Raw genomic sequence first — 12,772 nt, 5'->3', positions numbered from 1 at the left:
CGAGACTATTTCAGTTAGGATGTTCGCTAAACGGATTGATGAATAGATAACCAAGGTTGGAGATCCCATGAAAAAAGCGCTAGCAATATTACCCCTTGCCACATTGGCTTTAACGCCATCGGCTTTCGCTGTTGAAATCTATAAAGATGATAAAAACTCCATAGGAATTGGCGGCTACCTTGATGCACGTATTATCGATACCCAAGGACAGACTCAAGTCGTAAACGGTAGCTCTAGAGTCAATATTGGTTTTACACGTGAGATGTCTGATGACTGGAAGGCCTACGCTAAGCTCGAGTGGGGGGTAAACCCTTTTGGTGATACGAACCTGTCATATAGCAGTGAAAGTTTCTTTGAAACCACCACTGATAACTTTCTGAGCAATCGCTTAGGCTATGTCGGTGTTAGTCATGACAAGCTTGGCTCCCTCGCTATTGGTAAGCAGTGGGGGGCATGGTATGACGTTGTTTATAATACTAACTATGGCTTTGTATGGGATGGTAATGCATCTGGTACATACACTTATCAAGGAGATGGCTCCTTTAATGGTACGGGCCGTGCCGATAAAGCACTGCAGTACCGTAACAGCTTTGGTATGTTTAGTTTTGCGTTGCAGGCACAGTTAAAAGATGACTCCTTCGATGTTATCGAACCGGTAGACCAAGTAGCGGCAATGGTAACGACTCCTGCAACAGTCACTCATGTTGAGTATAACTATACCTACGGTGCAGGCCTGACTCTTGATGCAACCGATAGGCTGACCTTCACTGCTGGTGCCAACTTTGGTGAGTTTAAAGCGAGATCGTCTAATGGTTCGCGACTAACCGAAACTGATTATATTTATGGTGGCGGTGTTACCTGGGGAGCATGGGACGACGACGGGTTTTATGCGGCATTAAATGCCAATCAACAGCAATACCATGATACCGATAATATTGGGCGGATTATCCCGGATGCAACGGGTCTAGAGTCACTTTTCTCCTACCTATTTGAAGATGACTTTAAGGTATTTATCTCGTACAACATCTTAAAGGCGGGTGACGAATATGAAGACGCTTATAACGGTGATATTTTTGAGCGTGAATCACTCGTTGCCGGCGGGCACTATATTTGGCAAAACAGTGTTATTTTCTATCTTGAAGGCCGTAAAGATTTGAGTAACTTTGACAGTACTAATAAAGAGCAAGAAAAGCTGATGGGTAAACCTGAAGATGATGGTGTTGCAATAGGCGTACGCTTTATTCTGTAGTATATATACTCAAGCCACCTGAAGATGCAGGGTTCAGTGGGAATTTAATGCGCTTTAAGCAAGGCGTTGATTGCAGTTAATGGTTGTTCCCTTAGCAAGATCAATAACGCAGCAGAAAGTGCATTAAACCCCATCGAAGAAGGCTTTGCGCAAGCCCACTTCGTTGTTGCACTAGCTTAAAAGGGAGTTACCATTCCTACGCTAATACGCCTAGAATTGAACTCGCGCAAGGCCTCTGAAATGAGCATGTTCAAGTCGTTTGGGTATAGTTTTAATAACATTAAAGGCTTACCTAGTTGAAATTGAAACTGGGTAAGCCTTTTTTCTACTTCATTTAACCTAATAAGGCTATTTTAAGCGATAGGTCACTTCGACTCTATCTTGGATCACGACCTGCCCTTGCTGGTAAGTTTGAGCTGCATCGAAGCTTGCTGCTTCAGAGTTCATACGTAACATTACCGGTTGAATAGGGCGCTGCTCAAAGTAACTAATCTGCCAAACACCATCGAGTTTTTCCCCAAACCCTTCAGCCAGCATCTTCGCTTTCTGTTGGGCATCTTTTATCGCGGCCATTCTTGCTTGTTCAACATATTGCGTTTCTTTACTCGACTTTAGCGCGATGTTATTGATGCGGTTTATCCCTTGCTCAAGGGCTGAATCAAGGATGCTATTAAGCTTAGCTAAATCCATCACTGTGACCTTGATGCGGCGGCTAGCGCTATAACCGGTAAGCTGATTAGGCTTATCTTTCTCATAGCGGTATTGCGGTTGTAGGCTGATATTGGCGCTTTGCACTCGCTCTTTATTAACGCCAGCTTTTTCTAGGCGTTGTAAAAAGCGAGCCACGGCTTTATCTGATTCTGTTTTGGCTTCCAGTGCGGTCTTTGCTTTAATCACCACTTCAACATTAACTTCTGCCATATCCGCTTTTACGGTGAGCTGGCTTGTGCCTACAGTGTTGAGGCTAGGAAAATCTAGGCCGTCGGCTGCATGAGCGGTACTTATCATGCTAGTTGAAGCAATAAGGCCTGAGATGAGTGCTGCGATAATTGATGATTTCATAATGACTCCAAAAGTAAAAACGGATGAGATTTATCAAGGTTTGTTTATCTTGTTATGTATAAACGTAGTCATTTTTAAAAAGGGTTTTATTTTTTTAACTATTTTTTTAATTAGTTTTTTTTAATGTGGTTTTTCTAGCAGAGCGGTTCTTTAGTTTATCTCGATAGTTTTATGCCGCTTGGTATTAGTTAAAGCTCTCGGTAAATATCACCTGGCTCTTGTTTTTTTGTTTTTCCCAACCAGCAGTTTTTAACTCAGGTTCAGAGAGAAAATCTTCAACATAGCCAATACATAGATAGCCAATAAGCTCACTATTGCTGGGGGCATTGAGTATTGTTTTAATGGCTTCTGGATCGACGATGCTGACCCAACCTACACCAATATTGAGTGAGCGAGCCATTAACCAGAGGTTTTGAATCGCACAAACTACGCTAAATCGACCCATATCAGGCATGCTGGTCTGTCCCAGCACGGGCTTTGAGACTGGTTGATAAAAAACGGCTAAATTGACCGGGGCTTCCATGATCCCCTCAAGCTTTAAGTTCTGATATTGATGCTGTTTAGTAGAGCTAAACTGCTTAGCGCCAGTGGCATTTTCTTTAACAAATGATTGATGTACTTGTTGTTTAACGTTATCAGAGCGGATGACTACAAATTGCCAAGGTTGAGAATAGCCTACTGACGGGGCATTTAAGGCGGCGTTGAGTAGCTTATCCATGATGTCATTATCAATATCGGTAGCTAGAAAGCGATTACCTCTTACATCGCGCCTTAGTTGAATAATATCGGCAAGTAAAAGGCTGTCATCGGTTGAAAATTGGCGGCTCATAGGGTTATCTGCATGAAATAGTGCTCTCTGCATGAAATCGAGATAATAAAAAGGCGTCGTATATACAAAATATGACGCCTTAGAACTTAACTATATGTTTACTAAATCAGCTTTATTTTAGTTTAAAACTAATTGACCATCATAGAGATAAAGTAGCCTATAACCGTTGCCGTTACCACACCGATAAAGCCTGGCATGATAAAGCTGTGATTCACTATGTACTTACCAATATGGGTGCTGCCAGTTCTATCAAAGCTGATGGCGGCTAAGTCACTTGGGTAGAACGGGAAGAAAAAGTATGCGTAACAAGCTGGCAGGACACCGATAAGAACAGGTGCGGGAATACCTAATGAGAATCCAAGCGGTAGCATGATGGTCAGCGTTGCAGCTTGGCTTTTAAGAAATACCGAAGCGGTAAACATTGCTATGGCAAATGACCAGGGATGGGCATGAACAATATCGCTAACTGATTCAATCAAATACGCTTTGTGATGACCAATAATGGTGTCACTTAGCCAAGCAATACCGAAGATAATGATCACCGCTGTCATACCCGCGATAAACACATTGCTGTGTACGATTTTCTTCGGATCAATTTTAGTCGCCAGTAATATCACCGCACCAACCGATAGCATCATAAACTGAATTGCTACCGACATCTTGACCCCTTCAGGCAGCAGTTGTTCGCTGAATATGGCTAGGGCAATAACCGACAATATACCCAGTAGAAAAATACTTAACCCTTTCTTCGCGGTGCTGTCTGATTTAGCTACATCGTCAGTTTCAACTTCGCTATCAACTAGGCTATTTCTAAATTCTTCATCTTGAAGGCGCGCTTGAAACTCTGGGTCTTTATCCAGATCTTTACCGCGCTTAAGGCTCCAGGCTGATGCGACTAACACACCTATTAAGGTCGACGGAATCGTGACGACGAGTACGTCAACCAAGCTGATATCGAGATTGTTTTCCATCGAGGTGGCAATAACGACCGCTGCCGCTGCTGCAATTGGGCTAGCAGTGATCCCCATCTGCGAGGCTACAGTGGCTATTGCTAGCGGGCGCTCTGGGCGAATGCCTTTTTTATAGGCGATATCATAGATAACCGGCAATAGCGGGTAAACCGAGTGACCCGTACCCACCAATACAGTCAATGAATAAGTGCAAAGAGGGCCAAGAAAGACGATTTGGTTTGGGTGTTTGCGCAGTAGCTTTTCGGCGTAGCGAACCAATAGTTTGAGGCCTCCTGTGGCCTCAAGTGTCGCTGATGCGGCAACGACAGCGAGAATAATCAACATTACATTGATAGGGGGCGAGCCTGGCGCAATGCCAAATGCAAACGCTAATACCGAAACACCTAAACCACCGAGTAAACCAAAGGCCACACCACCGTGGCGGATCCCCACAAAAATTACAGTTAACAACAAGAGCATATGTATGAAAAACATAGCGGGGTTCCTTTAGGATTTTTGCGCAAACAGGCGTATTGACTGAGCGATAATGATAAAGCGTGCCATTGAAGCTCGCTGTTAAGATGGAGTTATACCGTATGTTACCGAATGCTTAAATAGCGCGATGACAGCAAGGTGATAGGGCGCAATCATTTGTCGAAGTTTTGGTAAAAACTGTGAAGTTACACATGCCCCCTGTGGCGAGAAATAGTGGCGAGAAATCACGGCACTAATCTGGTGTAAATAGTTTAAATGAGCTATGCCGTGCTAAGGCCGAGTGTGACTCAACAGATTTAAACGCGAGTTAACTGCCAAACTGGCACGCAATTGGGTAGAATGAGGCAGATTTTTCATTCATCAGAGTGACTGGTATGCACGTACATATTTTAGGGATTTGTGGCACTTTCATGGGCGGTCTAGCGTTATTGGCTAGAGCAGAAGGGCACAAAGTCACCGGCAGTGATGCCAATGTTTATCCGCCAATGAGCACGCAACTTGAAGAGCAAGGCATTGGGCTTATCCAAGGCTTCGATCCATCTCAGCTCGGTAGCAGTGAAGATGACGCGCCTGATTTGGTGGTGATTGGTAATGCGATGAGCCGAGGTAACCCTTGTGTTGAAGCGGTATTAAATCGTGGCCTTAAGTACACCTCAGGTCCACAGTTTTTAGCTGAGCATATTTTGCCTCAGCGCTGGGTGCTAGCGGTATCAGGCACTCACGGTAAAACCTCAACCTCAAGCATGCTCGCATGGATTTTGGAAGATTGTGGCTATGAGCCTGGGTTCTTGATTGGCGGCGTACCGCAAAACTTTGGGGTGTCAGCCCGTCTTGGTGGTTCATCTTTCTTTGTGGTAGAAGCTGATGAATACGACAGCGCGTTTTTCGATAAGCGTTCTAAGTTTGTACATTATCAGCCTCGCACCTTAGTGATTAACAACTTAGAGTTTGATCACGCTGATATTTTTGATGATTTAAAAGCGATCCAGCGTCAGTTTAATCACGTAATACGCACCGTGCCGGGCGAAGGCAAAGTTATATGGCCTGCCGATGCGGCGAGCGTGCAACAAGTGATAGATATGGGCTGCTGGAGCGAGCAAGAGACTTATCATCTTGCACAAAGCTCACAGGGTTGGTATGCGGTAAATTTGACCGAAGATGGTCATAAGTTTGAAGTCTTCTTCGATGGTGAATCACAAGGTGTGCTCGATTGGCAATTAATCGGCCAGCACAATATTGAGAATGCCGTTATGGCGATGGCAGCAGCAAGACATGTGGGCGTTAAACCTGAGGCTGCCATTGCTGCATTAACTCAGTTTGCACCGCCTAAGCGTCGTATGGAGCTGCTTGATACGGTTAATGGGATTGAAGTCTATGATGACTTTGCCCATCACCCAACAGCGATTACGACTTCACTTAATGGCATGCGTGCGCGTGTAGGCGACGCTAAAGTCACAGTAATTTTAGAGCCGCGCTCGAACACCATGAAAAGCGGCGTACATAAAGATACCTTGGCTAACTCATTAGCGTTAGCGAGTAATGCTTATCTGTATCAAGCTGGCAATATCGACTGGGATGTGAGTTCTGCAATGCGCTCTGCTTCAATTCCGGTCGAGGTCTTATTCGATATTGATGAGATTGTTGATAAGGTCGCAGCACAAGCGACTAGCACTGATACTATTATTGTAATGAGTAATGGTGGTTTCGGTGGCTTACATCAAAAGCTGCTTACTAAGCTTCGCAGCAAACAGGTAAATAATGAGTCATGACTTCAACATACCGTAAAGCAGAAAAGTCGATCAGCCTGGCGTGGACCGGTGCATCTGGTGCACCTTACGGACTGAGACTGCTCGAGATCTTATTGAAAAGTGATTATCAGGTGTTCTTGATGATCTCTTCTGCCGCTAGGGTAGTATTGGCTACAGAGCAAGGCTTGCAGCTGAGCGCTAATGGCGATAAAGCCAAGATGCAGCTACTGGCGCAGTTTGGTGACGTCGGCGGTGAGCTGATTGTACTTGGCAAAGAGGAGTGGTTTTCGCCGCCTGCATCGGGTTCTGCCGCACCTAAGCAGATGGTTATCTGCCCTTGTAGCACAGGTACGTTAGCGGCCGTTGCCACAGGTATGAGTAATAATTTGCTTGAAAGAGCTGCCGATGTAGTAATTAAAGAGCGTGGTCAATTAATCGTTGTTCCGCGAGAAACTCCGTTTAGTGCCATACACTTAGAGCATATGTTGTCACTTTCAAAGCTCGGTGTGACCATTATGCCCGCGGCGCCAGGCTTTTATCATAATCCCAAATCGGTTGAAGATCTGGTAGACTTCATGGTCGCCCGAATTCTTGACCATTTGGGCGTTAACCATGCACTAACGAATCGTTGGGGTTATGACAAACATAACGTTAGCGACATCGACTACTGAGAGTTTTATGAAACACACCACTGAAGTGATGATCACTGCTGAAGAGATCAATCAAAAATTGGATATTTTGGCTGAGCAGATCAATGCTCATTATGCTGATAGCGACCGTCTATTGATGGTAGGTTTGTTGAAAGGTTCTGTTGTTTTTATGGCAGATCTTTGCAGACGTATTAAAGGTCATGTTGAAATCGATTTTATGTCGGTATCAAGCTACGGTAATGAGATGAGTAGCAGCCGCGACGTAAAAATCCTTAAAGACGTACAGTCTGAAATTCAGGGGCGTGATGTACTGATCGTTGAAGATCTCATTGATTCAGGCAATACCTTGAACAAGGTGCGCGAAATGCTGATGCTACGTGAGCCAAAGAGCCTAGCCCTTTGTACGTTGCTTGATAAGCCTGAACGCCGCGAAGTAGATGTACCAGTTGATTTCATTGGATTTACTATCCCTGACGAGTTTATCGTTGGTTATGGTATCGACTATGCAGAGCAGTACCGTAACCTGCCTTACATCGCTAAAGTTGTCCCGTTAGAGGACTAACTAGGTATCAATTACGTAACAAAATAGGCATTGGAATTAGGCTGTGATTGCATACTGATTTGAGTGCTCATTTTGAGACGTAATTACCTTATCGACTCCCGCAATCGCGGGAGTTTTTATATATCTTTCAAATGGATTGAAATAACCATGGCAAATTCAGAAGCCGCCCTCGTTATCGACTCTCTTAAAAAAACCTACAAAGGCGGAGTAGAAGCGGTTAAAGGGATCAGCTTAACGGTAAATAAAGGTGATTTTTTTGCACTTTTAGGACCCAATGGCGCAGGAAAATCGACCACGATAGGCGTGATTAGCTCACTGGTACAAAAGAGCGCGGGTAAAGTCTTTGTGTTCGAGCACGACATCGATAAAGAGTTAGAACTGGCTAAGCTGTGTATTGGATTAGTGCCGCAAGAGTTCAATTTCAATCAATTTGAGACAGTACTGCAAATCGTGGTTAACCAGGCTGGCTATTACGGCGTAAAACGCGATGTAGCAATGGCTAGAGCCGAAAAATATCTAAGTCAGCTCGATTTGTGGGAAAAGCGCAATAGCGCTGCCCGTGAGCTTTCAGGCGGTATGAAGCGACGCTTAATGATAGCTCGCGCATTGATGCATGAGCCTAAGCTGCTTATCCTCGATGAGCCAACCGCAGGGGTGGATATTGAGTTACGCCGCTCAATGTGGACCTTCCTAACTGAGCTCAACGCCCAGGGCGTGACGATCATTCTTACTACGCATTATTTAGAAGAAGCAGAAATGCTATGTCGTAATATCGGCATTATCGACAAAGGTGTGCTGGTGGAATGCACTAGCATGAAGTCGCTGCTTAGTCGCCTAAATATGGAAACCTTCATTCTCGATTTAAGAGACGATTTGAGCATAGAGCCTCAGCTTGTCGGCGTCGAATGCCGTCTTAGCGATAGCCATACATTGGAAGTTGATGTGGCTAAAGAGCAGGGCTTAAATAGCGTATTTGTGCAACTCAGCGAGTTAGGTATTCAGGTATTATCGATGCGTAACAAGGCGAACCGTCTAGAAGAGCTGTTTGTTGAGTTAGTTGAAAAGGGTAAAAATAGCGGAGATGTGAAATGAATATGAATGCGCTGTATTTCACGGCTTTTAAAAGTATTTTAACCAAAGAGATTAACCGCTTCACCCGTATTTGGGTACAAACGCTAGTACCGCCAGCTATTTCTATGACGCTGTATTTCTTAATTTTCGGTAATCTTGTTGGTAAGCGGATCGGTGATATGGGCGGGGTGTCCTATATGGAGTTTATCGCGCCAGGCCTTATCATGATGGCGGTGATCACCAGTTCATATTCTAATGTGGCCTCATCATTTTTCAGCGCTAAGTTTCAGCGAAACCTGGAAGAGTTAATTGTTGCGCCAGTGCCTCATTATGTGATTATCGCCGGTTATGTCGGCGGCGGTGTTGCCCGTGGCTTATGCGTGGGCGCTATTGTCACCATGGTGGCGATGTTCTTTGTGGATATCACCATTCATCATGCAGGTTTAGTGGTCGTGACTGTGTTGCTGACGTCGATACTGTTTTCCTTGGGCGGCTTAATCAATGCGGTCTTTGCGAAGAGTTACGATGATATCAGTATTGTACCCACCTTCGTTTTAACGCCTTTGACCTACTTAGGCGGCGTGTTTTACTCGTTGTCACTGCTACCAGATTTCTGGCAAGGCGTGTCGGCACTTAATCCTGTTGTGTACATGATCAACGTATTTCGCTATGGCTTCTTGGGATACGCAGATATGAGCATCCCCTTATCTGTAGCTGTGATGGTGGGGTTCTGTGTTGGTTTGTGGAGTGTGGCTTACTACTTGATCTCTCGCGGCATTGGCCTTAGAAGTTGATCAGCGCTGAGCGCTTACAGCATCTCAATTGGTATAATAGCAATTGAGATGCTGATTGAAAAAACGCCAACAGTTTTGCTGTTGGCGTTTTTGTTTCTGTTGGTATTAGTATTGATCTTTGTATTGGCTTATTGATGCTCGATAAACGCGATAATCTCAAACAATGACCTTATATCCTTAGCACTGAGTTTACTGGTGCAGCAGTGTCCTGCTTGGCTAGCATGCAGACGTGTCCATTGGATCAGGGTCTCAAAATCGATTTGAGGTGAACACAAATGCAAACATGGCGTGTGATGACTCTTATCTAGCTGATAGCTTTTGCCATCACTATCGATAAAGATGGCGTTGTGAAGCTCAGCGAGCATGCTTGTCTGCTCTGCATAGTCATCTATAGAGTCAAGGTAGAAAAGCTCGTCTTGCTGCTTTTGTTTTAACAAAATAGGCCAATTAAGGGATTGGATATCCATTTGAAAAGTCTCCTTGTCGTCGACTCGGGCGGCCATTAAAAGATGTTGTTTAAATATGTAGGTAAGAGATGATAGCAATCACTGCTTAGTTTGCTGCAGTGGTTTCTTGTTCTATCAATGATTTTCTATCACTAAGCAGGGTAATGGCATCAGCGTTAACTTGCACGAGTTGGTCGAAGTGTAGATTCATCTCTTTGAGTGATGCTACATATTCAGGATCATTAAGTGGTTTCTTCTGCCAATAACGGTCACGTTCAAGTTTTTGCAATTCGCTGGCTCTGAGTATTTCGTAATAGCTGTTTTCTTGGCGTAGGCGATACACTTCGCTATCAAGTAGTTGAAGTAAGCGTTTTTTAGAGATGGTTTTTTTGTTAAGTAAGGCTTGTAGCGGATCTTGCACTTTGGTGCGTTTATCTGAATCGATTTCAGTGGTGATCCCTAGCTGATACTCGATTTTATGCTGACGGAATTCTTTTGGACACGACTGCTGACTAAAAACGATTTTGTCGTTTTTTATGCACTTAAAAATACTATTGGCCTGTGCAGAAGCAGTAAGAATCAGGCAAATTAAAGTGAAAATTACTCTCGCCATCCGGCTAACTATCCTTATTGACCGTCGATAACAGTACTTAGTCGATATCAGTAAATCTATGTTGATTTAGCGTGCAGGTTGTTTTTGATTAACAATAGTACTTAAAAATTAACAACGTGCGTACTATGGCTTAAGTTGACTGAAAACACCAGTTTTTTGACACTAAAAAATTGCACTTTAAAAGTATCGATAACTCCTATATAGCAGGCAGGGATGAGTTATTAACTTGATGATTTTTGGAGCTATTGCTTGATGGTTCTTTAATCTAGTGATTGGTGCTGTAACTGTGGAGAATGGCCATTTTTGGCAAGCTCTGCTGATGTTTGTGCAATAAAAAACGGCTCAAAACTAAGTTGTGAACCGTTAAATTGCACAGCATCAAAATGCTTATGGGCCGATACTTAAATTAGCACTTAAATCTAGCACTTAAACGCAAGTACTGGAACTTAAGCACTGAACGCAAGTACTGCAAGCACAGATAGATAAATGTTAGTTCGCCAAATTGACGACGAGATTGTCAATCAATCGTGTCGAGCCCATATAGGCAGCAACCAGAATGACCAATTCGCTATCATCCGCAGTCGCGCTAGCAAAAGTATTGGCATTTCGTACATCAAGGTAATCGTTTTTAAAGCCTACCTCGGTTAACTCGGCTTGCGCCTGTGCTATAACATCTTTAATTGCTAAGCCAGCAGTGAGCGCCGTGGCCATCTTGTCTAAGCTGCGCTTAATCTGTGATGCCTGAGCTTTTTGCTCCTCGCTTAGGTAACCGTTGCGCGAGCTCATGGCAAGGCCAGAAGCTTCACGTATGGTATCAACGCCGACAACCTCAATCGGCATAGAGAGGTCTTCAACCATAGTGCGGATCACTAATAACTGCTGAAAGTCTTTTTGTCCGAATACCGCAATATCGGGCTGTACTATGTTAAATAGCTTGCAGACGATAGTTGCCACACCTCTAAAGTGACCAGGGCGGCTAGCGCCACAAAGCTGCTCTGAAATACTCGGTACTTCAACATAGGTTTGTGCATCCATTCCTTTTGGATAGATGATGGCTGGCGTTGGGGTGAACAGCAGTTCGGCTCCCGCTGCCGTCAATGCGGCTTGGTCGTTGGCCAAGGTTCTTGGGTAGGCATCTAAATCTTCGTTTTGACCAAATTGCATCGGATTGACAAAGATAGAGGCAACGACATGGTCGGCACGGGTTTTAGCTTCTTTGACTAAGGTTATATGGCCTAAGTGCAAGTTACCCATAGTGGGGACAAATGCAACGGTTTCACCTTTTTGACGCCATGCTTTGATTTGCGCACGGATATCTGAAATAGATTGAGTCGTGATCATGGTTTTACTGCTCTAACACTCAATTTGAAAATGCGCTCCCAGTGGATGGACCAGGAGCAGATAATTAGTTAAAGGTATGCTCTTCGCCAGGAAAAGCGCCTTGAGCCACTTCGTCAATATAAGCACGAACAGCTGCGCGGATCTCACCGGTCTGCTTGAGGTAGTTTTTAGAAAAACGGGGAATATAGCCGCTAGAGATCCCAAGTACATCGTGCATAACTAAGATCTGGCCATCGGTGTCTTTACCTGCACCAATACCAATCACCGGAATAGTAAGTGCTTGAGTAATCGCTTTTGCTAACGGTGCTGGAATACATTCTACGACCAACAACTGTGCGCCTGCGGATTCTAAGGCTTTAGCCTCATCAAGAATGCGCTGGGCATTATCGGCGTCACGACCCTGTACTTTGAAGCCACCAAAAACATGAACTGATTGCGGCGTTAGTCCTAAATGAGCACAGACTGGAATGCCGCGCTCAGTCAGCATCGCGACACTTTCTAGCAGCCACTTACCGCCCTCAACCTTAACCATGCTAGCGCCAGCTTGCATCAGCGTTGTGGCATTAATCATGGTTTGTTCAGGCGTGGCATAGCTCATAAATGGCATATCAGCGATCAGCAGTGAACGCTCAATACCACGACGTACACAACGAGTATGGTAGGCAATATCGTCAACCGTTACTGGCAGGGTGTCGCTATGTCCTTGTAGTACCATTCCCATTGAATCACCGACTAATAACACGTCAATACCTTCACTATCGAACGCGCTAGCAAAGCTGGCATCATAGGCCGTTAATGCAGTGAATTTCTTACCTTCTTGCTTAAAGGTACGCAGTGTAGAACTTGTAATTTTGGACATAATGGTAATTTTAAAACCCAATTTGTGAGGTTGTTATATGCCAATAAAGGCTCAACTTCAATGATCTCGGTGTCGAATATTTATTTAAACAGATGCTCGCCAT

The 12,772-nt window shown here is 44.4% G+C and carries 13 protein-coding genes; 6 read left to right on the top strand and 7 right to left on the bottom strand.

The features are described from left to right. The first annotated feature begins 67 nt into the window (after positions 1–67). Positions 68–1,249 (top strand): porin, encoded by a 1,182-nt coding sequence (locus ACVBIO_RS04420; RefSeq protein WP_447160929.1) that lies wholly within the window; start codon positions 68–70, stop codon positions 1,247–1,249. A gap of 348 nt (positions 1,250–1,597) precedes the next feature. Here ACVBIO_RS04420 and ACVBIO_RS04415 read toward each other — a convergent pair whose 3' ends face one another. The 3 genes from ACVBIO_RS04415 to ACVBIO_RS04405 all read right to left on the bottom strand — a co-directional run bounded on the left by ACVBIO_RS04415 (position 1,598) and on the right by ACVBIO_RS04405 (position 4,585). After that, positions 1,598–2,311 (bottom strand): oxidative stress defense protein, encoded by a 714-nt coding sequence (locus ACVBIO_RS04415; RefSeq protein ID WP_447160930.1) that lies wholly within the window; start codon positions 2,309–2,311, stop codon positions 1,598–1,600. A gap of 184 nt (positions 2,312–2,495) precedes the next feature. After that, positions 2,496–3,140: a 5,6-dimethylbenzimidazole synthase gene (bluB, locus tag ACVBIO_RS04410; RefSeq protein WP_447172072.1), complete on the bottom strand. Its 645-nt coding sequence runs from the start codon at positions 3,138–3,140 to the stop codon at positions 2,496–2,498. Between the two features lie 128 nt (positions 3,141–3,268). Beyond that, the gene (locus tag ACVBIO_RS04405) at positions 3,269–4,585 is read right to left on the bottom strand and encodes an anaerobic C4-dicarboxylate transporter (RefSeq protein WP_447160932.1); all 1,317 of its coding nucleotides are present in this window, start codon (positions 4,583–4,585) and stop codon (positions 3,269–3,271) included. Between the two features lie 374 nt (positions 4,586–4,959). Here ACVBIO_RS04405 and mpl point away from each other — a divergent pair, with 374 nt between their 5' ends. From mpl to ACVBIO_RS04380, 5 genes are all read left to right on the top strand, one after another. After that, positions 4,960–6,354 (top strand): UDP-N-acetylmuramate:L-alanyl-gamma-D-glutamyl-meso-diaminopimelate ligase, encoded by a 1,395-nt coding sequence (gene mpl, locus ACVBIO_RS04400; RefSeq protein WP_447172071.1) that lies wholly within the window; start codon positions 4,960–4,962, stop codon positions 6,352–6,354. Then, positions 6,351–7,004: a flavin prenyltransferase UbiX gene (locus ACVBIO_RS04395; RefSeq protein WP_447160934.1), complete on the top strand. Its 654-nt coding sequence runs from the start codon at positions 6,351–6,353 to the stop codon at positions 7,002–7,004. Before mpl ends, ACVBIO_RS04395 begins: the two co-directional genes overlap by 4 nt. Positions 7,005–7,011: 7 nt before the next feature. Beyond that, positions 7,012–7,545, top strand: a complete 534-nt coding sequence (hpt, locus tag ACVBIO_RS04390) for a hypoxanthine phosphoribosyltransferase (protein ID WP_447160935.1) — start codon at positions 7,012–7,014, stop codon at positions 7,543–7,545. Between the two features lie 147 nt (positions 7,546–7,692). After that, positions 7,693–8,637, top strand: a complete 945-nt coding sequence (locus ACVBIO_RS04385) for an ABC transporter ATP-binding protein (protein ID WP_447172070.1) — start codon at positions 7,693–7,695, stop codon at positions 8,635–8,637. 2 nt (positions 8,638–8,639) lie between these two features. Continuing rightward, positions 8,640–9,410: an ABC transporter permease gene (locus tag ACVBIO_RS04380; protein WP_447160982.1), complete on the top strand. Its 771-nt coding sequence runs from the start codon at positions 8,640–8,642 to the stop codon at positions 9,408–9,410. Between the two features lie 128 nt (positions 9,411–9,538). Here ACVBIO_RS04380 and ACVBIO_RS04375 read toward each other — a convergent pair whose 3' ends face one another. The 4 genes from ACVBIO_RS04375 to panB all read right to left on the bottom strand — a co-directional run bounded on the left by ACVBIO_RS04375 (position 9,539) and on the right by panB (position 12,669). Further along, a complete protein-coding gene (locus ACVBIO_RS04375; protein ID WP_447163152.1) occupies positions 9,539–9,877 on the bottom strand; it encodes a DUF4144 family protein in 339 nt (112 codons plus the stop codon). Positions 9,878–9,962: 85 nt separating this feature from the next. Further along, entirely contained in the window at positions 9,963–10,469 is a 507-nt protein-coding gene (locus ACVBIO_RS04370; protein WP_447172069.1) for a DUF4124 domain-containing protein, read from the bottom strand. Between the two features lie 489 nt (positions 10,470–10,958). Next, entirely contained in the window at positions 10,959–11,810 is an 852-nt protein-coding gene (panC, locus tag ACVBIO_RS04365) for a pantoate--beta-alanine ligase (protein ID WP_447163153.1), read from the bottom strand. Positions 11,811–11,874: 64 nt separating this feature from the next. After that, positions 11,875–12,669: a 3-methyl-2-oxobutanoate hydroxymethyltransferase gene (gene panB / locus ACVBIO_RS04360; protein WP_447160940.1), complete on the bottom strand. Its 795-nt coding sequence runs from the start codon at positions 12,667–12,669 to the stop codon at positions 11,875–11,877. Positions 12,670–12,772 lie beyond the last annotated feature (103 nt).

This window comes from Shewanella sp. 0m-8 (assembly GCF_052977265.1).
Note: the sequence above shows the minus strand (reverse complement) of the source record. Positions and strands in the feature narration are given on the sequence as shown.

What these genes read in the sequence shown, in the direction of transcription:
- ACVBIO_RS04420 (WP_447160929.1), top strand. Translation starts at nt 68, where the DNA reads ATGAAAAAAGCGCTAGCAATATTACCCCTTGCCACATTGGCTTTAACG.
- ACVBIO_RS04415 (WP_447160930.1), bottom strand. Translation starts at nt 2,311, where the DNA reads ATGAAATCATCAATTATCGCAGCACTCATCTCAGGCCTTATTGCTTCA.
- bluB (WP_447172072.1), bottom strand. Translation starts at nt 3,140, where the DNA reads ATGAGCCGCCAATTTTCAACCGATGACAGCCTTTTACTTGCCGATATT.
- ACVBIO_RS04405 (WP_447160932.1), bottom strand. Translation starts at nt 4,585, where the DNA reads ATGTTTTTCATACATATGCTCTTGTTGTTAACTGTAATTTTTGTGGGG.
- mpl (WP_447172071.1), top strand. Translation starts at nt 4,960, where the DNA reads ATGCACGTACATATTTTAGGGATTTGTGGCACTTTCATGGGCGGTCTA.
- ACVBIO_RS04395 (WP_447160934.1), top strand. Translation starts at nt 6,351, where the DNA reads ATGACTTCAACATACCGTAAAGCAGAAAAGTCGATCAGCCTGGCGTGG.
- hpt (WP_447160935.1), top strand. Translation starts at nt 7,012, where the DNA reads ATGAAACACACCACTGAAGTGATGATCACTGCTGAAGAGATCAATCAA.
- ACVBIO_RS04385 (WP_447172070.1), top strand. Translation starts at nt 7,693, where the DNA reads ATGGCAAATTCAGAAGCCGCCCTCGTTATCGACTCTCTTAAAAAAACC.
- ACVBIO_RS04380 (WP_447160982.1), top strand. Translation starts at nt 8,640, where the DNA reads ATGAATGCGCTGTATTTCACGGCTTTTAAAAGTATTTTAACCAAAGAG.
- ACVBIO_RS04375 (WP_447163152.1), bottom strand. Translation starts at nt 9,877, where the DNA reads ATGGATATCCAATCCCTTAATTGGCCTATTTTGTTAAAACAAAAGCAG.
- ACVBIO_RS04370 (WP_447172069.1), bottom strand. Translation starts at nt 10,469, where the DNA reads ATGGCGAGAGTAATTTTCACTTTAATTTGCCTGATTCTTACTGCTTCT.
- panC (WP_447163153.1), bottom strand. Translation starts at nt 11,810, where the DNA reads ATGATCACGACTCAATCTATTTCAGATATCCGTGCGCAAATCAAAGCA.
- panB (WP_447160940.1), bottom strand. Translation starts at nt 12,669, where the DNA reads ATGTCCAAAATTACAAGTTCTACACTGCGTACCTTTAAGCAAGAAGGT.